The organism is Desulfobacterales bacterium, assembly GCA_029211065.1.
In the GTDB taxonomy this organism is placed as follows: domain Bacteria; phylum Desulfobacterota; class Desulfobacteria; order Desulfobacterales; family JARGFK01; genus JARGFK01.
The window spans coordinates 1-21560 of the sequence record JARGFK010000080.1 but is presented as its reverse complement, the minus strand read 5'-3'; the positions used below and the strand labels follow the sequence as shown (position 1 = coordinate 21560).

Genomic DNA, 21560 nt, shown 5'->3' with positions numbered 1-21560 from the left:
AAAGTATGTGTTATTAATAAATCCTATGCGCATACTTTATCATATTTGAACTAAAAAACAAGGTCTTTTATGCCCGTGTTTTCATCATCTTGGTCCCAAATCACCCATTTTGGGTGTGATTTGCAAGAACTCATACTTGATCACCATTTGATCGGTGGCCGCAGAGCCCCCAAAGACGGCCCAATGGCGATGCTTTTTAAAAATCCAACCGTCGTTTACCGACATAGGTTTCCCGGCCATTGATATTGCTGAAAAGCCCGCAAAACCTCAGGCTGAATAGCATGAATCGCCTTATGGTAATGCATATTCAGTTTTTTTTAAAAATGCATCCACAAACAGTGGGATATCATCCTTGCGTTCCCGCAGGGGGGCATGTCTAAGGGAAATACGTTCAAACGATAATACAAATCTTTTCTGAACTGGCCGCTATCGCAAAGGCTTTTCAGGTCTGAATTGGTTGCTGCAATGATTCTGACGTCCGTTTTAAGGGTATCCTCGCCGCCCACTCTTTGGAAGGTGCCCTCGTGCAGGACCTGCAGCAATTTAATTTGGGCGGAAGAAGTAACCGTTCCGATTTCATCTAAAAAAATAGTGCCGCCGCTGGCGATTTCAAATTTGCCGAGCTTTTTGCGGACGGCGCCGGTAAAGGCCCCTTTCTCATGACCGAACAGCTCGCTTTCAACCAGGGTGTCCGGGATTGCCCCGCAGTGCAAGCTGATAAATTGATCGTTTCTTCTGTTGCTGTGCTGGTGGATCAGTTTGGCAAGCATGCTTTTGCCGGTACCGGTCTCACCATTCAAAAGAACAGTGCTTTTTGTGGTGGCTACGGATCGAACCTTGTTGAAAACCGCCTGCATCTCCGGGGTGTTGGTACGTACCATGTCGATGAAATCGCGCTGCCAGAACTGATTCCGCAAATAATCAATTTCCGACTGGAACAGTTTGGATCGATAGGTCGTCTCGGTTACATATCGAACCTCTTCGGCGTTCAGCGGATAAGTGACGTAATTGCTGGCTCCCGCCTTGACCGCCATTACGGTGTGTCTGATTTTCTCCTGTGGGGCCATGATGATGATTTCAAGAGTCGGATACAGGTGCCAGAAAGGCTGAAGCAGGAACGAATCCTCTTCTCCATGGGAAGATTGGATCAGGTCAATATCAATAAACAGGCAGTCATAGCGCTTTTTTTTCAGCCCCTCCAGCGCCTGCTCGTGATCACCGGCTTTTCCAACATTGTATTCCGACCGAAAACAGGACTGCATGAAATGAAAAATGTCCGGTTCTGTCGAAACTACCAGGATGCGATTCATTTGACTCCCGCAAGTCGGAACAATTGAATTAAAACTGATGTTTTCAGGCATTTTCATATCATAAAACCAAGGCAATGGAAAATAAATAGTGTCACCTCTCCGGTGTTTTCAGGTAAACGCTGCTATTATACATATGACTTGCCAAGGTCTGAGGCATCCTCGGCTGTTGAATAAAAGGGCAAACGCTAAACCGACAGATTTTGGGCCGGCGCCTTATCTTAATTCATATTTATATTTTCTCTTGATTTTTTTTCTTGCATTTCATGATGTTTTTATATATTTGACCTACGTTCATTAATCTCTTTATAGGCAGTGGGTCAATGGTCGTGCCTTCACGGGCAATGAATCCGCTTATGGAAGTGCGTTTTATCGCATAGCGACGGCACAGTTAACAGGGACTCTTTTTCAGGAGGTGAAAGCATAGCTAGAATAGACAAGTCCAGTAAAGACAGGGTGAACACAAACAAGGGAATTAGAGCGAAAGAGATTCGGGTGATTGACCCGGATGGCAATCAACTCGGCGTCATCCCGACCCAGGAAGCCTTAAAGGCCGCCATGGAATTCGGGCTCGACCTTGTGGAAGTATCTCCCAATGCAAAGCCGCCCGTCTGCAAAATTATGGATTACGGGAAATACAAGTACGAACTGACAAAAAAACAACAGGAAGCAAAAAAGAAACAAAGCACCTTCCAGTTAAAAGAAATAAAAATTCGTCCCAAAACCGGCGATCATGATCTCCAGGTTAAAATGGGTCATATCAGAAAATTTCTGGAGAAAAAAGACAAGGTCAGGGTGACGGTTATATTCAGGGGACGGGAAATCACGCTGTCTGATCGCGGCAGGGAGTTGCTCAGCCAAGTGGCTGAAACCGTTTCCGATATTTCGGCGGTCGAACAATTTCCAAAATTTGAGGGCCGTACCATGATAATGGTTCTGGCGCCGAAATAAAAACCCAACCCGGGAAGTATTTTAAACGGGTTTAGAAAAACCGGCTTCTATTCTTAAAGGGTGCGATTATCAGTTGATTAACGTGGCGTGGGCTGGTATTACATTGCTCGCGCCATCTATTTTTTTTAAAAATAGCGCCCTTTGAAAGATGCTCAATCAGGAGAATATTAAAAATGCCTAAAATCAAAACGAATCGTGCTGCCGCAAAGCGGTTTAAAAAAACGGGAACAGGAAAATTTCTTTTCTCAAAATCTTATGGCAGCCATATCTTGACCAAAAAGACAACCAAGCGCAAAAGATCGTTGCGCAAAAACAAATTGAGTGACAAAACCAATTTAAAGCAGTTGCGACGGTTGCTGCCAAACGGTTAGTGACTTATCTTTGTTCACCTTTTAACAGGCAAAATGATTATAAACAAATCTTGCCGAATTTAAGCTTCAGCCGCCGCCGCAACGTATGGGTGGCAGCGTTGAATTTATGTATTAAAGGAGCAGAACCATGCGTGTAAAAAGAGGTTTTAAGGCGCGAAGACGCCGGAATAAAGTTTTAAAATTGGCAAAAGGGTTTCGGGGCGGCCGCAGCAAGCTGTTTCGTACAGCAGCCGGCGCTGTCGACAAGGCCCTGAATTACGCCTATCGGGACCGCAAAGCCAGAAAACGTGATTTTCGAAGGCTTTGGATCGCGAGAATTAATGCAGCCGCAAGAATGAATAACATCTCATACAGCAAATTTATTCACGGCCTGAAAACCGCCAACATTGAACTTGACCGTAAAATTCTGGCCGAACTGGCAATTTCCGATCCCCCGGGATTTACCAATCTGGTAAACCTGGCCACGCAGTAGCCATCATAAGCAACAAACACGGAAAACAGTTTGCAGACGTCTGTTGTCGTTTGTTGCTTATGACGTTTACACGGATTTCTTTTAGCAATCCTAATTCAGAGACCGCAAGTGGACCGATCAATCGAACAGATTTATGAAGCTGCCCGGGTGGAACTCGCCAAGGCATCCTCGCGCGACCATGTGAATGACATCTCCATACGGTATCTGGGTCGCAAGGGTTTGGTCACTCAGTTTTTAAGAAATATTTCAACCTTGACTCCCGAAGACAGGCCCGCGGCAGGGAAAAATGCCAATGAAATAAAGCAGAAGCTGGACGCCTTAATCCAGGAAACCCTTCTGCAGCTTGATTCCCATCAGCCCGAACAGACCGAAGGGATTGATGTATCCTTGCCCGGTCGCCCCCTTTCGGTTGGCTCGCTCCATCCCATTACGCAGATTACCCGGCAAATCTCTGATATATTTACCCGGCTGGGATTTGAGATTGCCGAAGGCCCTGAGGTTGAGTCTGATTATTATAATTTTGAAGCGTTGAATATTCCCAAAAATCATCCCGCCCGGGACATGCAGGACACATTTTACATATCTGAGAATATCGTTTTAAGAACGCACACCTCTCCCATCCAGGTGCGATATATGGAGGCGCACCAGCCACCGATCAGAATTATTGCTCCCGGAAAAGTCTATCGCTGCGATTCAGACCTGACCCATACCCCCATGTTTCACCAGGTGGAAGGTCTCATGGTGGCAGAAGGTGTAACCTTTGGCGATCTTAAAGGAATCCTGACAACCTTTGTCCATCAAATGTTTGACGACCGCACATCCTTAAGGTTCCGACCGAGTTTTTTCCCGTTTACCGAGCCCAGTGCCGAAGTGGACATTCTCTGCGTCATTTGCAGGGGTAAGGGCTGCCGGGTCTGCTCCCTGACCGGATGGCTTGAAGTTCTCGGCTCCGGCATGGTTCACCCGGCCGTATTTGAAAACGTGGGCTATGACACCACCCGCTATAAGGGCTTTGCCTTCGGCATGGGAGTGGAACGGCTGGCCATGTTAAAATACGGTATCGACGATATCCGTAAATTTTTTGAAAATGATTTCAGATTCCTGAGGCAATTCTAGCATGAAAGTGAGTTTAAGCTGGTTAAGCACTTATGTTCAGATCCCCGGTGACGTCTCCCGACTTGCGGATGCCTTGACCATGGCGGGGCTGGAGGTTGAAGCGGTATCAGACCGGTACAGCTACCTGAACACGGTCCTTGTCTCTCGTATTGTTAAAATAGACCCGCACCCCCAAGCTGAAAACCTTTCCTGCTGCCGGGTGGATATCGGCGGCCGCACCATTTCCGTGATTTGCGGCGCATCCAATATCCGGGAGAACATGCGGATTCCGGCGGCCCTGCCGGGAACGCTGCTTCCCCATGGCGCCGCCCTTGAAAAGTCGGTCATACGGGGACTCCCGTCTGAAGGCATGCTTTGCAGTGAATTTGAATTGGGCCTGGGCTCGGATAAAAGCGGCATCATGGAGCTTGCCGATGCCCTGACGCCGGGCACCCGGTTGAACGGGGCCCTGGCGCTTTCGGATATGGTTTTTGAAGTCAGCATCACGCCCAATCGGCCGGACTGCCTCAGCATGATGGGAATTGCCCGGGAAATTGCTGCGATAGAACGAACGCATGCCACCTACCCTGAAATAGCGCTGCCGGCCGGCCGCAAAAACATAGCCGACCTTTCGTCTGTTACCATCAACGCCCCCGAGCACTGTCCGCGTTACGCCGCTGTTCTGGTGGAAGATATCAGCGTGGGGCCTTCTCCTTTTTGGCTGCAGGACCGCCTCCTGTCTGTGGGACTGCGACCCATCAATCTTATCGTTGATGTCACCAATTTTGTCATGATGGAAACCGGTCAGCCCTTGCATGCTTTTGATTTTGACCGGCTGGCCCAGAACAGGATCGTTGTCCGGACGGCTAGAGACGGCGAAACGTTCAGGACCTTGGATGGCAAGGACCGCATTTTAACTTCAGACATGCTCATGATCTGCGACGGCGAAAAGCCGGTGGCCATTGCAGGCGTAATGGGGGGGCTCAACTCTGAAATCGAAGCTGCCACCCGGCGCGTGCTCATTGAAAGCGCTTATTTTTCCCCCATCAGCATTCGCAAGACCGCTAAAAAACTGGGGCTCAGCACCGACGCGTCCCACCGCTTCGAACGGGGGGTTGACCCGGCCGGAACGGTTGCCGCAATAAAGCGCGCCGCCCAACTGATGGTTGAGATCGGCGGCGGAACCCTGATAGGCGGCATCCTGGACGAGAATCCGGTTACCGCCCTGCCCAAATCCATTCAGTTAAAGATTAAGGACACCAATCGCCTCCTGGGAACCCGCTTGACTCAAAAAAAGATGGTGGCCCTGCTGGAGTCCATTGAATTTAAAGTTGAAAAACAACAATCCACGGCGCTGCGGGTTGTGCCCCCGACCTTCCGGGTAGATATTGAAAGACCGGAAGACTTAATGGAGGAGATTGCACGCCTGGCGGGATATCATACCATCCCCACCACCTTTCCGCTGGTCCCGGCTGAGGTCAGGGGCGCTGCAAACATATTGGCGATGCGTGATCATGTAAAAAGCCTCATGACCGGATTCGGTTTCAGCGAAATCATCACTTACAGCTTTGTCAGCCAGCTTTCAGGCAGCCAACTCAATTTAACGCCCGACGACCCCCGCAGGTCTTTGCTGAAGATCCTGAATCCATTGACCGACGACCAGGCCGTCATGCGCACATCCCTAATCCCCGGGCTGCTCAGTACCCTGCATCGCAATCTGGCGCAACAGAACCGCAACCTAAAAGGGTTTGAGGTCGGAAAAATCTTTATTGGCAGCGGACAGGAAAGCCTGCCCCGGGAAATTGAAATGCTGGCCGGCATTTGGACCGGTTCACGGGTCGATCTTTCCTGGCATGCCAAAGAGGCCGATTGTGATTTCTATGACATCAAAGGCATCGTTGAAGCCTTGCTGAGCGGGATGCAAATTCCCCAGGTAAAATTCACCCGGGCAAATATTGAAGCAGCCAGCTATCTGAGGCCCGGCCATAGCGCCCAGATTTTTTCGGGCGATCAGGCCCTCGGGGTTGTCGGTGAGATTGATCCGCCGGTCCTCGACAATTTTGATTTAAAACAAAACAGCTTTGTTTTTGAGCTGAGCCTCAGCGCCCTTGCAGCGGTTGTTCCCAAAAGCAAGCATGCCCGGCCGCTTCCGAAATTCCCCGCAACCACAAGGGACATCACCCTGATTGTGGACCAAAACATTGAGTCTGAACGCATTCTTTCCAGCATTCGCCAGGCCGATGAAGAATGGGTTGAAAATTTATATATCTTTGATATATTCACAGGGAATCTGATACCTACCGAGAAAAAAAGCGTTTCGCTCAGAATCGTTTACAGATCGGAGCAGAAAACCCTTGAAGACGAGACGGTCAACCAAATTCACAAAAACATCACCGACCGTATCCTTAAAGAATTTAAGGGAACGCTTCCGGCTTAAAATCTTTCGATAGGGCAATTGCCTTAAGATGGCCTTAAAACCGCACCCCCCACCAGTATTGCCGGACAAACTTTACTTTAAAATTGGAGAGGTGAGCAACCTTGCCGGAATTCCGACATATGTCCTGCGGTTCTGGGAATCCGAATTTAAGCAGATAAGCCCCCGGCGAACCCAATCCGGTCAGCGCCAATACAAAAAAAGTGATGTTGAGTTGATATTAAAAATAAAACACCTTCTTTACGACCGCAAATTTACCATCCAGGGCGCCAAACGCCACCTCCTGGCTGCAACCAAAGCTCCCCAAAGCGAATCGCCCGCCGAGGCCTTCGCTGAAATTTGTTCAGAATTAAAACAGATAAAAAAACTCCTGGCCAAACCGCTTTAGACGGAACCGCCTTTGGTAACGGCCTCAAGTTATAGCGCTTCTCCCAAAATTCATATCCTTTAAAATATTATTGAAATCTGTTGACAACGGCTAAATTTTGTCATATTTACCTATCTTCGGAACGGGTACGCGGGCATAACTCAGCTGGTAGAGTACAAGCTTCCCAAGCTTGGAGTCGCGAGTTCGAATCTCGTTGCCCGCTCCACGAAAGTCCGCCTTTTTTCATTAAGGGGTAGTTAAGGTAGGGTATAATTGGTAGCTTGGTTTTATTTTTTTGCGGTGGTTAATTTCATGAACTGATTATTTCTTGTTCCATTTAAACAATCTACCTGAAAGTGAAAAAACGGGCAACAGCCCGTTTTTTGTTTTTTTAATAGGAAATCAAGGTTAGCGGTGCTTGGACGAAAAAAAATAAAAGCGAAACAGACGGCATCCGATCAGGTGGCGCTGTCCAATAAATCCTGGCAGGAGATTGTCGCCCGGACGAAGCGTTTGGCGCAGGGGCTGTGTGAAGCCGAAGGAATAGAGCTGGTACATGTTGAATTTCAGCGTGAGGCCGGCGGTCGGATTTTGCGACTTTATATCGACCAGCCCGGGGGGATCTCGCTGAATGATTGTGTCAATATCAACCGCCAGATGGGGGATCTGCTGGACGTCAATATCGAAAATGTGGGCCCGTATAATCTGGAAGTGTCATCGCCGGGAACCGATCGCCCGCTGAGCAAAGAGATCGACTATGATAAATTCAAGGGAAATATGGCAAGTATAAAAACGACAAAGCCAATTGGTGGACAAAAAAACTTCAAGGGCGTTCTATCCGGCATATCCGGCGGGGTAGTATCACTCTTGGTTGGAGACAAAACGGTCGCGATTCCCTTACAGGAAATTGCCCGGACGCGGTTGGTTGATTATCATGGAGAAAGCCAATGTTAATTGCAGACATCAAACGAGTCGTAGAACAGGTCAGTCGAGACAAGGGCATTAATCGATCGGTTTTAATCAAAGCGCTTGAAGAGGCCCTTAAATCCGCTGCCCGAAAAAAATTTGGAAGCAAAATCGATATCGAAGTTCAGTACAACGAAGAAAACGGGGAAATCGAGGTCTTTCAGTTTAAAGAGGTGGTGGAAACCGTCGAAGAGCCGGAAATTCAAATCAGCCTGCCGAACGGTCGAAAACTGGACCCGGAATGCGAGGTGGGCGACAGCATCGGAACCAAAATGGAACCGGCCACATTCGGGCGAATAGCGGCGCAGTCCGCCAAACAGGTCATTATTCAGAAAATGAAGGATGCTGAAAAGGATGCCGTATATGCGAGTTTTATTGAACGCAAAGGCGAAATCATCAATGGCATCGTCCAGCGCATCGAGCGGGGAGATCTTATTGTGAACCTGGGTCAAACCGAGGGCATCCTCCCGGTTCGCGAGCAGGTTCCCAAAGAGACCTATCGCCGCGGCGACCGCATCCGGGCCTTTATTCTGAACGTTCTCCTTGATACGCGTGGGCCTCAGATCATTTTGTCTCGAACCCATCCAAACTTTTTAATCAATTTGTTCAAAACAGAGGTGCCTGAAATCAGCGAAGGTATCGTTAAAATCATGGGCGCCGCCCGGGAACCGGGAATCCGGGCGAAATTTGCTGTGGCTTCGAACGATACGGACATCGACCCGGTGGGCGCCTGCGTCGGTATGAAAGGCAGTCGCGTTCAGAATGTCGTCCAGGAGTTGCGGGGTGAAAAAATAGATATCATCTCCTGGCATCTGGACCCGGCCAAATTCGTTTGTAATGCCCTGGCTCCTGCTGAAATTTCCCGGGTGATTATTGATGAATATAATCGCGCAATGGAAGTCATTGTTCCGGATGAATTTCTCTCGGTTGCCATCGGCAAACGCGGGCAAAATGTCCGCTTGGCCTCAAAACTGACCGGTTGGCACCTGGATGTACAAAGCGAATCGCTTTACAGCAAGGCCTTGCAGGATGGCTATGCGTCGCTGGTTGCGTTGCCCGGCGTGGGTGCGAGTCTGGCGGACGCATTATATGAAAAAGGGTTTTATTCAGTGGAAGAACTAGCAAAAGCAGCTAAAGAAGACCTGGTCCAAATTAAGGGGATCGGTGATGAAACCGCCCTTAAATTAATCGAAGCATCGAAACAGGCGGCGAAAACAGCGGCCAAAGAAGCCAAAGCGGCCAGAGCGGCTGAAGCAGCTGAAGCGGCCGAATCGGCCAAGGCAGCCCAAGCAGCTGAAGCGGCTGAAGCGGCTGAAGTCGACCCAGAGACGCTATCCGAAAATGAAGAACTTTCGGAGGCTGAAAGCGCGACAACCGCGCCATCCGAATCGGAACAAAAAGATGCTGAAGATAAAATGGTAAAGGACAGATCGGCGGATGCTCAGGAAGCAGTGCCGGAGAACAAACCCGAATAGGAATCTAATACTGCTGCACACTCAATTGATCGAACAATAAGGGGGATGGATGGCAAAGATCAGGGTATATGAGCTTGCCAGGGATCTTAGCATGGAAAACAAGGCGCTCCTTGAGAAACTGGCTGAAATGAAGGTCGACGTAAAGAGCCACATGAGCTCTCTGGACGATGAGATAATTGCCCAGGTAAAGGACTTTGTTCTCGGCAAAAAAAAGGAAACGGTGGTTGAAACGCGCGTAAAGTCGACGGTTATTCGGCGGCGCGTAAAACTGGTGACGGTAAAAAAATCGCCGTCGGAACCCGTTGCTGAAGCTGCTGAACCGGCCGACGCCGAAGCGGTCGCTGCGCAACCGGTCCCGGAAGCCGCCCCAGGTGAAGAACCCCCCCAGGCGGCCGAAGCCCCGGAAACCCCGGTAGAAGCCCAGGCTGCGCCGTCGACAGCTCCGCCTGTGGAACCTATTGAGGAACCGGCCCCGGCAGTTGAACCAATTTCCCCGCCGGCGGACACTCAACCGGCCACACCCCCAAAGCCGAAAAAGGGAAAACCAGCCAAAGCAACCAAGAAGGCCAAGAAAGACGCTCCGGCTAAAATTATTAAGCTTCCCACCGTATTGGCAAAAAAAGCGCCGGAGCCTGAAGCGGTTCCGGCAGAACCGGCCGTTCCGGTTGTAAAAGAAAAAATTGACAGAAAACCGCCCGGAAAAAAAATTAAGGGAGAGCCCCCTCCGCTGCCGATAGAGGAGGAAGAATCTAAAGGCCGGCCGAAAAAGAAAGGCAAATTGAAACCGGTCGAGGCTCTGGAAGATCCCAAATTTTTTAAAAAGAAAATTTCCTTCCGGCGCAAAGAAATTATCGAAGGGGCAGATCTATACGCAGCAGAGCCCCGGCATCGGAAGGGGCGAAAAGGGGTTAAAGCCAGGGCCGTTAAAGGGCAAAAGACTCAGATTACAACCCCCAAAGCCATTAAGCGCCGCATCAAGATTGATGAAGCGATTGTCCTGTCGGATCTGGCGAAACGGATGGGCGTCAAAGCCAATGAAATGATAGCAAAACTGATGGCGCTGGGCGTCATCGCAACGGTAAACCAGACCATCGATTTTGAAACCGCCACACTGGTGGCCGCTGAGTTTGAATTCGAGCTTGAAAAGGCAGCCTTTGAAGAAGATACCGTATTGAAAAAAATCGCGGCTGATGATCCGGCCAATTTGGTTCCCCGTCCGCCGGTGGTTACCATCATGGGGCATGTCGACCACGGCAAGACGTCGCTTTTAGACGTCATTCGCAAAACCAGCGTCACCGAACTGGAAGCCGGCGGTATCACCCAGCACATCGGCGCTTATAACGTGTCCACTGAAAAAGGACAAATTGTTTTCCTGGACACACCCGGCCATGAGGCATTTACCGCCATGCGCTCCCGCGGCGCCAAAATTACCGATATCGTGGTTCTGGTAGTCGCCGCGGACGATGGCGTCATGCCGCAAACCATTGAAGCGATCAACCATTCCAAAGCGGCCGGCGTTCCCATTATTGTAGCCGTCAACAAAATCGACAAGGCAAATGCCGATCCGGCCCGAAGCCGGCGGCAACTGGCGGATGTCGGCCTCACCTCCGAGGACTGGGGCGGCGATACCATTTTTGTGGATGTCTCCGCCAAAACCCATGAAGGGATTGACAGCCTGCTGGAGATGATTCTGCTCCAGGCCGAATTAATGGAGCTAACGGCCAATCCGGACAAACTGGCGGTGGGCCACGTGGTCGAAGCAAAACTGGATTCCGGCAGGGGGCCGGTTGCCACTGTTCTGGTCCAAAACGGCACCCTGCGCACCGGCAACACGATTGTGTGCGGGGTCCATTATGGAAAAATCCGCGCGATGCTGAACGACAAAGGCGAGCGGGTGGAATCCGCCGGACCGTCCATACCGGTGGAGGTGCAAGGGCTTTCTGGCGTGCCCCTGGCCGGCGACGATCTGGCCGCCCTGGACGACGAGAAAAACGCCAAGCAGATCAGCCTCCACCGCATCCAGAAGCGGCGCTCCAAAGATCTGGCCAAAACCAGCCGGCTGAGCCTGGAAAAACTTTATGAAAGCCTGCAGTCCGGTGAAGTCAAAGATCTGAATCTGATTATCAAAGCAGACGTGGAGGGTTCCATCGAGGCCCTGCGAGACTCACTTGTCAAGCTTTCAAATGAAGAAGTAAAAATCAATGTCATCCATGCCGCCACCGGGACCATTACCGAGTCGGATGTTTCCCTGGCGAGTGTATCCGACGCGATCATTATCGGTTTCAACGTTCGGCCCAGCCCTAAAGTTCAGGAGATCGCCAACGAAGAAAACGTAGAAATGAACTTCTACAGTATCATATACGATGTGATTAAAGACGTCCGGGACGCCATTGTCGGCTTGATGTCATCCACCTTTGAAGAACGAAGTTTGGGCCGCGCGGAAATTCGCGAAGTCTTTCATGTTCCCAAAGTGGGCGCCATCGGGGGGAGCTATGTTACCGACGGCAAAATTGAACGCAGCCGACCGGTTCGGGTCCTTAGAGACGGCATTGTTATCTATGAGGGTAAAATTTCATCCCTTAAACGCTTTAAAGATGATGCCAAAGAAGTTCAAACCGGATACGAATGCGGTATCGGCATCGAAAACTTTAACGACCTCAAGATCGGCGATGTTTTTGAGTGTTATTATCTAGAGGAAATTAAGCCGGAATTGGCTTAAAAGCGCGAACGCCATGGTTGTCGGTTTTGGAATTATCAGATTCAGGCTGCATGACTGCCACAGCCTGAAGGGTAAAAGAAAAATCATAAAAGCGATTATCAGCCGGCTGCGCAACAATTTCAATGCGTCGGTGGCTGAGGTCGGATCCAATGATGTTTATCAAAAGGCGGAAATCGGTTTCGCCTTAACCGGCAACGACCGCATGCTGATAAATTCTAAAATCGATAAACTGTTCAACTTTGTTGAAGAGCTGGGCCTGGCGGAAATCGTTGACACCGAAATGGAGATCATTATTTTATGAAGCCCTTCGCGCGCTCGGACAGGGTGGGGGGACTGATCCAAAAACTCCTGTCAGAGCTGTTATATAAAGGCATAAATGATCCGCGTCTTAAAACGGCCAGCATCACCGGCGTAAAGGTCTCTGCGGATTTAAAATCTGCCTATATCTATTTCGTCACATCCGGCGGCGCCACGCGCAAACAGGAAGCGGCGGATGGCTTTAAAAAAGCGCTGGGATATATCAAACGCGAGCTGGCGCCCAAGCTGGGCCTTCGCTATATGCCCGCGCTGAAATTTTTTTATGACGATTCCTTTGACTATGGAACACGTATCGATACGATATTAAAATCATTAAAAACCGAACATGAATCAAATCATACAGCAATTGAAGAATAGCCGGAACGTTTTGCTGGCATCCCATGAAAATCCGGACGGAGACGCCATCGGATCGCTGTTGGCATTGGGACTTGCCCTGGACTTGCTGAAAAAAAAAACCACCCTTTACAATCCGAGCCCCATCCCGGCCGTTTATCGCTTCCTGCCGTCGGTCAAGCGGGTGGTGAAGCACCTAAGAAAAGGTGATAATTTTGATACGGCCGTTATTCTGGATTGCGGCGATTTTAAGCGAATCGGCCATGGGGCCGCCACCGCCGCCCAGGTTCCGGTTACGATCAATGTGGATCATCATGTCACCAATACCGGTTTTGGAACGTACCAGCTGATCGACACCCAGGCCTGTGCCACTGCGGAAATTGTATATCGGCTGATCAAGGCCTTGGATGTTGCCTTCAGCCGCGACATGGCCAAATCGATTTATACCGGGATTTTAACCGATACCGGTTCATTTCGATTTTCAAACACAAATCATTCGGCTTTTGCGATCTGCGAGGAAATGATTGCCTGCGGCGCCGACCCGTATGGGATTGCGCAGCATGTTTACGGTAAATATTCCCTGGGGCGTATCAAGCTGCTGAACCTGGCCCTGGATTCCATCGAAATTTCACGCAACGGCAGGCTGTCCCTGATGACGGTGACAAAAGAAATGCTGAGTGAAACCGGCACCCAGCCTGAAGATGCGGACGGCCTGATCAATTATGCCAGGCGAATTGAAGCGGTCACAGTCGCTGCCCTGGTTCAGGAACAAACGAACAACAAGGGCAGCATAAAGAAAAACCAGTTCCATGTCAGCCTGCGCTCCGACGGCACGGTGGATGTTGCCCGGATTGCAGCCGCTTTCGGCGGGGGCGGTCATGCGAGCGCCTCCGGATTCAGCATCCAGGCCCCGCTGGCCGATATTAAAGACCGGATTATGGGTCTGGCTGAAGAGCTTTGACGCGTTGATATGGGAATGGAAACAAACGGGATTGTTGTTATCGACAAACCGGCCGGTATTACGTCCGCAAAGGTTGTGGCTGTCGTCAAAAAATTGCTCGGGGCCAAAAAAGTCGGACATACCGGTACGCTGGACCCGTTTGCAACCGGCGTGATGATATGCTGTCTCAATCAGGCAACCCGGCTTGCGCGGTTTTTTTTAAGCGGTCACAAAACTTACGAGGCGGTCCTTCGGCTCGGCATTGACACCGACACCCAGGACAGCACCGGAACGGTGACGTCGCAATGTGAATGGATCGAATTTTCTGAAAATAAAATTCGATCGGTGCTGAAACAATTTACCGGAACGATCCAGCAGCAGCCGCCTGCTTTTTCGGCATTAAAACACAAGGGCGTGCCGCTTTACAAACTTGCCCGAAGCGGCCAACCGGTGCGAAAGGCTGCCCGGCGGGTACAGATTACAGCTATTGAAATCCGCGCAATCGAGCTGCCGGAAATACGCTTTGTTGTTTCCTGTTCCGCCGGCACCTATATCCGTACGCTTTGCGCGGACATCGGCGCAGCCCTGGGATGCGGGGGGCACCTGAAAACGTTGCGGCGAATTGAAAGCAGCGGATTTTCAATCCGCGAAGCGATCTCGCTGCCGAGTCTGGAAGCTGTTTCAGCTTCCGGAAACGTTCAGGATTGCATCATTGACATGGCCGGCGCGCTGCGCAACATGCCGGTGTTTGTTGCCGATAGCGGGTTGATGGATAAAATTCGGTTTGGAAAACCCTTAACGGATCTCGATATGGATCCCGACCGAATAGACCTTTCAGGTGATTTTTTTAAGGTGGTGGACTCTGAAAACCGGCTTCTGGCGGTGGTGAGCTTAAATAAAAAAGACAGGGCTTATAAATATAATTGTGTATTTCATTCTTAGAAGATGTATAATAGCATCAATATTTGCAAGCGATGTTCCAACTCAAATAGGATCTGATAATTTTAGAAGGAGGCTTAAAGAAAGTGGTTTTAACATCAGAAAACAAACAGGCTGTAATCGAGCGCTTTAAGTTGCATGACAGCGATACGGGTTCCCCCGAAGTCCAGGTAGCGCTCTTGTCCCATCGGATCGATTACCTTACTGAACACTTAAAAGTTCATAAAAAAGACCATCACTCCCGCAGGGGATTGTTGATGATGGTGGGACGCCGCCGCCGGCTGCTGAATTACGTTAAAAATAAGGATGTTCAACGGTATCGGACCATTATTGAAACCCTCGGGTTGCGGCGCTAAAGCCCCCCATAGGGGAGCGGCTCGCAGATATGCCTACTGCTGCGCTATTTACCCGGCTGGCAAGCAGGTGTTTGGTATGTCGTCACCGGGCCAAAGAAGTTTTTTATAGGAGATAATTATGGAAGTTTTACTCAACGCGGAAATCGGGGATAAAACCCTGAGCATCCAATCCGGCAAGCTCGCCAAACAGGCGTCCGGTTCGGTTTTGGTCAAATACGGAGAAACGGTGGTTTTGGTAACAGCGGTATCCACCAACGAGGAAAGAACCGTTGATTTTCTGCCCCTTACGGTCGAATACCAGGAAAAGATTTATGCAGCCGGCCGTATACCGGGCAATTACTTTCGGCGTGAGATCGGTCGACCCAGCGAAAAAGAAACCTTGACCGCCCGGTTGATTGATCGGCCCATCCGTCCGCTTTTCCCCAAAAAATATAATTTTGAAACCCAGGTGATTGCAACGGTTCTCTCAATGGACCAGGAAAACGATCCGGATGTTCTGGCAATGAACGGCGCCTCGGCCGCGCTGGTCCTATCGGACATTCCCTTTGCCGGCCCTATTGCGGCCGTGCGCGTCGGCCGTATCGACGGCCGGCTGAAAATCAACCCGACCCTGCAGGAATATGAAAAGTGCGATATCAACATCTTTGTCGCCGGCTCCAAGACCGGTGTCGTCATGGTTGAAGGCGGCGGCAATATTGTCAGTGAAGCGGACATGCTGGAAGCCATTTTCTTCGGCCACCAACAGATGCAGCCCCTCATCGATTTGCAGGTAGAACTGCGCGAAAAGCTGGGCGCCCCTAAACGGGTGTTTACCCCGCCGCAAAAGGATGAAAGCCTGGTTGAAAAAATTGGACCTGAAGCAGCCCCCCGGATACGCGAGGCTGTCCTGGTACCGGAAAAAACAAAACGCGGCCCGGCCTTGCGGACGGTTAAAAAAGAAATTTTTGAATCGCTGGGTGAAGCGGCTGCTGAACGAAAGACCGAAGTCTACGAGATCCTTGATGCGATTCAAAAACAGGTTTGCCGTGATCTTGTTTTAAAGGAAGGCCGCCGCATCGATAACCGCAAATTCGATGAAATCCGTCCCATTACCTGTGAAACCGGCCTCCTCCCCCGGCCCCATGGCAGCGCTCTCTTTACCCGCGGCGAAACCCAGGTCCTCGGCGTTCTGACCCTCGGTTCCGGTCCGGATGAGCAGCGGGTGGAAACCTTGATTGGAGAAGAGTTTCGCCCGTTCATGCTGCATTACAATTTCCCGCCCTATTCGGTGGGCGAAGCCAGACGCCTGGGCGGCCCCAGCCGGAGGGATATCGGCCATGGGGGTCTTTCCACCCGTGCCCTTGAAAAGGTGCTCCCTAAAAAAGAAACTTTTGACTATACCATCCGCCTGGTTTCGGAGGTTTTAGAGTCCAACGGCTCTTCCTCCATGGGAACGGTTTGTGCGGGAACCCTTGCCATGATGGACGGGGGCGTTCCCATCACGGCGCCGGTTTCCGGAATAGCCATGGGTCTCGTAAAAGACGGCGATACAGTGATTATCCTGTCGGATATCCTCGGTGATGAAGACCATACCGGCGACATGGATTTTAAAGTGGCCGGCACCAGCGAAGGGATCACCGCGCTGCAGATGGACATTAAAATCCTTGAGCTTTCAAAGGAGATCATGCAGCAAGCCCTGGCCCAGGCCCGCAGCGGCCGGCTCTTTATCCTGGACAAGATGCTGCAAACGCTCAGTGAACCCCGCAAGGAAATCTCCCATTTCGCCCCCAAGGTCATCTCCATTGAAATCAACCCGGATAAGATTCGTGAAATAATCGGCCCGGGCGGCAAAGTCATTCGCTCCATTCAAAGCGCAACCAATACCCGGATCGAAATCGACGACTCCGGCCTTGTCAAGATCGCGGCCACATCTGAAACGGATGCGGATGTCGCTATGAACATGATTAATGATATCATCAAAGTGCCCGAGGTCGGCAAAATATATGACGGTACCGTGGTAAAGATCATGGATTTCGGCGCTTTTGTTCAGATTTTTCCGGGAACAGACGGCCTGGTGCACATCTCCCAGCTTGCCACCCAACGGGTTAAAAAAGTGTCTGATGTCGTTAATGAAGGAGACTCCCTGAAGGTCAAGGTACTCGAGGTCACCCGGGACGGCAAAATCCGCCTCAGCCACAAGGCCATCCTTGAAGACCAGGCCCAGGAAGAAAATGAACCCGGAAGTGAATAAAACGGTCCTAAACAACGGCATCCGGATTCTGACCCGGAAAATGCCCCATGTCCGCAGTGTTTCCATGGGGGTCTGGGTCAATGTGGGGGCCCGGGATGAAGCCCCCCCGGAAAACGGGCTTTCCCATTTTATTGAGCACATGATCTTTAAAGGCACCCGCAAGCGAACCGGCTATCAAATCGCAAAGGAGTTTGACGCCATCGGGGGCCACACCAATGCGTTTACGGCCATGGAGCACACCTGCTACCACGCCAAGGTTCTGGACACCCACCTTGAGACCATGGCCGACATTCTTTCGGATATCTTCTTAAATTCCATTTTTGACGGCGCCGAGGTCGAAAAAGAGCGGCCGGTCATACTGCAGGAAATCGGCATGCTGGAAGACAGCCCGGACGAGTACATCCACTTGCTTGCCGGAAATGCCTTCTGGGGCGACAACCCCCTGGGGCGATCGATCCTGGGTTCGCCTGAGAATATCCGGCGATTTGATGCGGATATGATTAAAACCTTTTTCTCCCGGTTGTATCAGCCCGACCGGATCATTATCTCCATGGCGGGCAATCTGGAGCATGACCGGATTGTCGAATTGGTGGGTCCCGCTTTCCAGTCGATTCAACCCGGCAACGGTTTTCCGGAACGAACTACCCCCCAAGGCCGCTCTCCGGTTACATTGAATCATAAAGATCTGGAGCAGGTGCATATTTGCGTGAACACGCAAGGCCTGTCCGCCTCAGACCCCCGGCGATTCAGCTTGTTTCTGATGAACACCATTCTGGGCGGCAATATGAGCTCGCGCCTGTTTCAGGAAATCCGGGAAAGAAGAGGTCTGGCTTACAATGTATACTCGTTTGTTTCATCCCATGTCGACACCGGCATCTTCGGGGTCTCTGCTGCAGTTGCCCCCGACAAAGTAGAGGAGACAACCGCATTAATCATCAAGGAAATGCAGCGCCTGACAACCGAACCGGTCCTGTTGCCTGAACTTCAGGCCGCAAAGGAATTTACCAAGGGCAATCTGCTCCTGGCTTCCGAAAGCACCGACAGTCAAATGGTCCGGATGGCGCAAAATGAACTCTACTGGGAGCGCTTTCTGCCCCTGGAGGAAGTCATTCAGGGCGTTGACAGGGTTTCTGCTGAGGACATCTTTGATTTAGCTGCCGCCCTTTTTAAGCCGAGGCCCCCGGCCTTGACGATCCTCGGTCCCATAGAAGATCAAATTTCCTTTGAGCATATCCTTAACCCTGGGGTTGCAGCTACACAACATTAACCGACCGATTGCAATTGCCGGCAATCTCACGCTTGAATAATGATGGAAGCCCCCACGATAAATATCACCCGCCTGCGGCCGGATTCCGACGGGGACATCCCCCTGCCGCAGTATATGACTTCCCAGGCAGCCGGCCTGGATGTCTGCGCCGCCATCTGCGATGATCTGGTTTTGGAACCCGGGGCGATTACGTTGATCCCCACAGGTTTTTCCATCGCCATCCCCGAAGGATTTGAGGCCCAGATCAGGCCCAGAAGCGGTCTGGCCGTCAAGCACGGCATCGGTCTGATCAACTCACCCGGAACCATCGATGCCGACTATCGCGGCGAAGTGATGATCGCCGTTATCAACATGGGGAAAAAAAGCCATACCTTTCATCGCGGGGACCGCATCGCCCAGATGGTCATCAACAGGGTCTTTAAGGCCACGCTCAACGTTGTCGCAAAGCTCGACGAAACCGATCGCAATACCGGCGGATTCGGCCATACCGGTATCAAATAAAATATCATGAACGACTCTATTCCACCTAAAATAACGCCCGCCGACGTTCCTAACTGCCACATCTCCGTCTGTGTCCTGGCAAGCGGCAGCAAAGGCAACGCGATCTATATCTCCAACGGGGAAACCGCGATCCTGCTGGACGCGGGCCTTTCCGGAATTGAAATCGAGCGGCGCTTAACCTCCCGGGGGCTTTCTCCCCATACACTCGACGCCATCATCGTATCCCACGAACACAATGATCACATTCAGGGCGTCGGCATCCTTTCGCGCCGATTCGGCCTGCCGGTTTACATGAACCGCAAAACCGGGCGGGCGGCTTTATCCCTGCTGGGCAATCTCAATGACCAGCAGTTTTTTGAATGCGGGTCGCCATTCAGCGTAAAAACGCTGACAATCCAGCCCTTTTCAGTCTCCCACGACGCCCAGGATCCGGCCGGGTTTACCGTCCAGCAGAACGGCTCTAAAATCGGGATCGCCACGGATCTGGGCATTGCCACATCCATGGTGAAAGACCATCTGAAAAATTGCAATTTGATGGTCATCGAAGCCAACCATGACCCGGTCATGCTGCTGGAAGGCCCCTACCCCTGGCCGCTCAAACAGCGCATTAAAAGCCGCAGCGGCCACCTGTCCAACAGCGACACCAAACAACTGCTGCAGGAATTAAAACACGACGCCCTGGAGCATGTGATTCTGGCGCATCTGAGCGAAACCAATAACACCCCCCAGAAAGCCCTCAGTGAAGTCGGGCAGGCCTTCAGCGATTGCAACGCCCGGCTTACGGTTGCGACTCAAGACGTTTGCGGATCCATGTTTGAAATTTATTGAATTTCAAAAGATGCAATTGTGTTCCACGGCACAATTTGGATATCTTTCTGTACCCTGGATTGATCACCGCCATATACGAGGAAACAATTCCTTGTTTGTGTGTAAAGGTTCTTAAAGTAAATCAGTCCTTTAAATAAGTCTTCCGCAATTGTCTTGCTTGATTTTATCTCAACCATGTCAATATATGATCCATAATCCAACAGGATATCCACCTCACGGCCTTTACTGTCACGCAGGAAGTAAAGATTGTCCGTTTTTCCCTGGTTGAATCTTTTTTTTAGAAATTCTGAAACGATTAAATTTTCAAATAATACCCCTCGCAATGGATGGGTAAGCACATGCTCGACTTTTTGTATTCCAAGCAGGAAGGCCGCTAAACCCGAATCGATAAAATACAGCTTCGGGGCTTTGATCAATCGTTTTCCTAAGTTGCTGTAGTAAGGCGGAAGGAGTTTGACAATATAGCTGGCCTCCAAAATTGAAAGCCAGCTTTTGATCGTATTGTGATTGACCCCACAGTCATTTCCCAGTGCTGAAAAATTAACCACCTGTCCGCAACGAGTTGCACAAAGTTTGAGAAATGTTTCAAAGCGAGACAAGTCTTTAATATTAATCAGCAACCGCAAATCTCTTTCAATATACGTATTAAAGTAAAAGGCCAACGCCTCTGTAGGGTTGAGTTGTTCATCATAGATTCGCGGATAAAAACCGGTATAAAGCAGTTGGTCTATGGATCCAAGCGACTGATGGGATAAAACTTCTTCAAAGGAGAAAGGGAGGAGTCGGGCAATTGCAGTTCGACCGGCCAGCGATTGGCTGACAGTGTTGAGCAGTTCAAAATTCTGACTTCCGGTTATGATAAACTGACCGTTTTTTTGCGTCTCATCGACCCTAACTTGTATGTATGAGAGCAAATCAGGGGTTCGCTGGATTTCGTCCAATACGGCGCCATCCTGAAAGCGGTCCAGAAATCCTTTAGGATCGGATGTGGCAAAGCTACGCTCTTCAATACTTTCCAGCGATACATAAGGGATATCAGGGAAAAGCATTTTGCAAAGGGTGGTTTTTCCTGATTGCCTAGGGCCGGTTATGGTGACAACCGGGTATTGCTTGGAATATTGAAGTATTTTGGGGGCAATGGTTCTCGGAATCATATCTTTGCATACCCAAATCGGAACGAATTGTCAATTTAATTCGCAATCCGTACCCAAGTGTTGCGAAAGTCGGAGAGATTCAGAGCCCCCCGCGAACGGGATCTTCGAAAGGCGCCGAGGGCGGAGCCGTAGATAAATCTACTCGTGTTCGCTCAGATTAATTATCTATGAACGCAAATAACGGTTGGCATTCATATTGCTAAGCGGCCAATAGCGCGATCAACCGATCGGGCAAATCCGGCCGCCGGACAATCTTTTTTATTTCAGGGCTGATTTTCTGTTGATTTTTTTGCTCTGCTTTCAATTGCTCTGTCACCAAGCGGCTGTCGATTTTTTCAAAGCGCTCCTCCAACGTATTACAGCCATCGAGGATGATCTCCAGGTACTCGGGATTATCCAGGTTTTTAACCAAAGGCGTATCGGCAAGGATCGTTCGGAGCGTTTTATTCAGAGATATTGTGCCGCATCTTTTGCGGTTAATACGCTTAAAATCCCGAAAAAACCGCTCCAGCAAATTATTCGTACGCTGGGGTTGGA

At 50.5% G+C, this 21560-nt stretch carries 21 protein-coding genes and 1 tRNA gene; 19 read left to right on the top strand and 3 right to left on the bottom strand.

Annotation, left to right across the window (positions count from 1 at the left end; translation table 11 throughout):
* Positions 1-317: 317 nt before the first annotated feature.
* Positions 318-1310 carry a sigma-54 dependent transcriptional regulator gene (locus P1P89_16090; GenBank protein ID MDF1593037.1) on the bottom strand — a complete coding sequence of 331 codons (993 nt, stop codon included), beginning with the start codon at positions 1308-1310 and terminating at the stop codon, positions 318-320.
* A 420-nt stretch (positions 1311-1730) separates the two neighbouring features.
* Between P1P89_16090 and infC the strand changes: the two genes are divergently transcribed.
* From infC to P1P89_15995, 19 genes are all read left to right on the top strand, one after another.
* The gene (infC, locus tag P1P89_16085) at positions 1731-2258 is read left to right on the top strand and encodes a translation initiation factor IF-3 (GenBank protein MDF1593036.1); all 528 of its coding nucleotides are present in this window, start codon (positions 1731-1733) and stop codon (positions 2256-2258) included.
* A 173-nt stretch (positions 2259-2431) separates the two neighbouring features.
* Entirely contained in the window at positions 2432-2629 is a 198-nt protein-coding gene (rpmI, locus tag P1P89_16080; GenBank protein ID MDF1593035.1) for a 50S ribosomal protein L35, read from the top strand.
* A 127-nt stretch (positions 2630-2756) separates the two neighbouring features.
* Complete coding sequence (gene rplT, locus P1P89_16075; protein MDF1593034.1) at positions 2757-3101, top strand: 50S ribosomal protein L20; 345 nt, start codon at positions 2757-2759, stop codon at positions 3099-3101.
* A gap of 147 nt (positions 3102-3248) precedes the next feature.
* Complete coding sequence (gene pheS, locus P1P89_16070; GenBank protein MDF1593033.1) at positions 3249-4217, top strand: phenylalanine--tRNA ligase subunit alpha; 969 nt, start codon at positions 3249-3251, stop codon at positions 4215-4217.
* A gap of 1 nt (position 4218) precedes the next feature.
* On the top strand, positions 4219-6633 hold the full coding sequence (gene pheT / locus P1P89_16065) for a phenylalanine--tRNA ligase subunit beta (protein ID MDF1593032.1): 2415 nt from the start codon (positions 4219-4221) through the stop codon (positions 6631-6633).
* A gap of 28 nt (positions 6634-6661) precedes the next feature.
* Entirely contained in the window at positions 6662-7018 is a 357-nt protein-coding gene (locus P1P89_16060) for a MerR family transcriptional regulator (protein ID MDF1593031.1), read from the top strand.
* A gap of 129 nt (positions 7019-7147) precedes the next feature.
* A tRNA-Gly gene (locus tag P1P89_16055) sits at positions 7148-7223 on the top strand.
* A 188-nt stretch (positions 7224-7411) separates the two neighbouring features.
* Positions 7412-7951, top strand: coding sequence for a ribosome maturation factor RimP (locus P1P89_16050; GenBank protein MDF1593030.1), 540 nt, complete (start codon positions 7412-7414; stop codon positions 7949-7951).
* Positions 7945-9438 (top strand): transcription termination factor NusA, encoded by a 1494-nt coding sequence (gene nusA, locus P1P89_16045; GenBank protein ID MDF1593029.1) that lies wholly within the window; start codon positions 7945-7947, stop codon positions 9436-9438. Before P1P89_16050 ends, nusA begins: the two co-directional genes overlap by 7 nt.
* Positions 9439-9487: 49 nt before the next feature.
* Positions 9488-12157, top strand: coding sequence for a translation initiation factor IF-2 (infB, locus tag P1P89_16040; protein MDF1593028.1), 2670 nt, complete (start codon positions 9488-9490; stop codon positions 12155-12157).
* A 13-nt stretch (positions 12158-12170) separates the two neighbouring features.
* Positions 12171-12458: a DUF503 domain-containing protein gene (locus P1P89_16035; GenBank protein ID MDF1593027.1), complete on the top strand. Its 288-nt coding sequence runs from the start codon at positions 12171-12173 to the stop codon at positions 12456-12458.
* Entirely contained in the window at positions 12455-12832 is a 378-nt protein-coding gene (rbfA, locus tag P1P89_16030; GenBank protein ID MDF1593026.1) for a 30S ribosome-binding factor RbfA, read from the top strand. The genes P1P89_16035 and rbfA overlap by 4 nt, the downstream gene beginning before the upstream one ends.
* The gene (locus P1P89_16025; GenBank protein ID MDF1593025.1) at positions 12801-13769 is read left to right on the top strand and encodes a DHH family phosphoesterase; all 969 of its coding nucleotides are present in this window, start codon (positions 12801-12803) and stop codon (positions 13767-13769) included. The genes rbfA and P1P89_16025 overlap by 32 nt, the downstream gene beginning before the upstream one ends.
* A gap of 15 nt (positions 13770-13784) precedes the next feature.
* Positions 13785-14690 carry a tRNA pseudouridine(55) synthase TruB gene (gene truB, locus P1P89_16020; protein ID MDF1593024.1) on the top strand — a complete coding sequence of 302 codons (906 nt, stop codon included), beginning with the start codon at positions 13785-13787 and terminating at the stop codon, positions 14688-14690.
* Positions 14691-14773: 83 nt separating this feature from the next.
* On the top strand, positions 14774-15043 hold the full coding sequence (gene rpsO / locus P1P89_16015) for a 30S ribosomal protein S15 (protein MDF1593023.1): 270 nt from the start codon (positions 14774-14776) through the stop codon (positions 15041-15043).
* A gap of 118 nt (positions 15044-15161) precedes the next feature.
* Positions 15162-17273, top strand: a complete 2112-nt coding sequence (gene pnp / locus P1P89_16010) for a polyribonucleotide nucleotidyltransferase (GenBank protein ID MDF1593022.1) — start codon at positions 15162-15164, stop codon at positions 17271-17273.
* The gene (locus tag P1P89_16005) at positions 17254-18540 is read left to right on the top strand and encodes a pitrilysin family protein (protein ID MDF1593021.1); all 1287 of its coding nucleotides are present in this window, start codon (positions 17254-17256) and stop codon (positions 18538-18540) included. The genes pnp and P1P89_16005 overlap by 20 nt, the downstream gene beginning before the upstream one ends.
* Before the next feature lie 39 nt (positions 18541-18579).
* On the top strand, positions 18580-19041 hold the full coding sequence (dut, locus tag P1P89_16000) for a dUTP diphosphatase (GenBank protein MDF1593020.1): 462 nt from the start codon (positions 18580-18582) through the stop codon (positions 19039-19041).
* 6 nt (positions 19042-19047) lie between these two features.
* Positions 19048-19869: an MBL fold metallo-hydrolase gene (locus tag P1P89_15995; GenBank protein MDF1593019.1), complete on the top strand. Its 822-nt coding sequence runs from the start codon at positions 19048-19050 to the stop codon at positions 19867-19869.
* Here P1P89_15995 and P1P89_15990 read toward each other — a convergent pair.
* Positions 19863-21023, bottom strand: a complete 1161-nt coding sequence (locus tag P1P89_15990; protein ID MDF1593018.1) for an ATP-binding protein — start codon at positions 21021-21023, stop codon at positions 19863-19865. The genes P1P89_15995 and P1P89_15990 overlap by 7 nt on opposite strands.
* A gap of 199 nt (positions 21024-21222) precedes the next feature.
* Positions 21223-21560 (bottom strand): hypothetical protein (locus tag P1P89_15985; protein ID MDF1593017.1); only part of this gene is annotated, 338 nt, incomplete at its 5' end.